This window comes from Candidatus Thiosymbion oneisti (genome assembly GCF_004359955.1).
Taxonomy (GTDB): domain Bacteria; phylum Pseudomonadota; class Gammaproteobacteria; order Chromatiales; family Chromatiaceae; genus Thiosymbion; species Thiosymbion oneisti.
Window position 1 is genome coordinate 1 of record NZ_SMSC01000093.1, and the last position, 1,079, is coordinate 1,079.

Sequence of the window (1,079 nt, forward strand, 5' to 3'; positions counted from 1 at the left end):
CAGGGCTCCCGAATAATAATTACTGTTGAAACAGCACCTTGGCCCGGAAGTCATCGTCGAGGGCGGCATTGAATTTCTTTTGTTTGACACTCCCGGCGGGTTGGGCACGCTGGAGTAAGTTGAGGGCGAATTGGCGAATCGTATTGAAGTTGGCTGGTGCGTTGGCCTGACGGATACGGCTCTCATCTTCCCGGAATGTGACATCAAGGACCCAGTGGAGACGGTTTTCGACCCCCCAGTGAGCGCGCACGGCATTGGCGAATGCGCGGGCATCGGCGACCAGGGTTGTGATGTAGTAACGCCGCTGGCGTGAGATCCGTCCGCCTTCATGACGCTCGGTCTCGACCATGCCGATCCCGCGCAATCTCGCCCAGGAGTGGGGCTCAGGTAGCGTGGATAGCTCGTTGACCAACCAATAGCGGCGTACTTCGTAGCGCCCATGGTCGGCGTCGAGGTGTTCATGGAAGTGCGCGGGCACGGCTTGAAAGTGGGCGGCCCGGGCGATTTCGAAGTAGTCGTCGATGGCCTCGTAGAGGAGTGGTTGGTTCGCCTTCACCGCCAAGACATAATCGGCCCCTGTCGCCACGATCTGCGCGGCGATGGTTTTCTGACATCCCATCGCATCAATTGTGACGATGCATCCTGTCAGTTCAAGCAGTTCGAGCAGCTTGGGAATGGCCGTGAGCTCGTTGGATTTCTCCGCGGTTGCAACCTGGCCCAGTGACAGTCGGTTAGCGTCAGCCCAGGCACTGACCATGTGGATGGCACGGCACCCGTGGCGCCGATCGTAGGAGCGGCGAAGCGTTTTGCCGTCGATCGCTACCACCTCGCCCGCGCTCAGCTTGGCAACCGAACGGGTCCATGCCATGAAACACGCCTGGAACGCGGTCGGTGACAACCGTGCCATCACCCAGCCCAGGCAGTCCGCCGAGGGAATCCCATTCGTGTAAGGCAAGAATTGACGCAACCAGGCCAACTTGGTCAGACCGAACGCGCGGATGCTTTCCCAGCCTTCGGCTCCGCTGATCACCGCGCAAACACACAGCAGCAAAATTTCCTCCAGATCATAAAGCTTGTTC

At 59.2% G+C, this 1,079-nt stretch carries 1 protein-coding gene; it reads right to left on the reverse strand.

All coding sequences use genetic code 11. The features are described from left to right. Positions 1–19: 19 nt before the first annotated feature. Positions 20–1,079 (reverse strand): ISAs1 family transposase (locus tag E1958_RS19550; protein ID WP_207787991.1); only part of this gene is annotated, 1,060 nt, incomplete at its 5' end.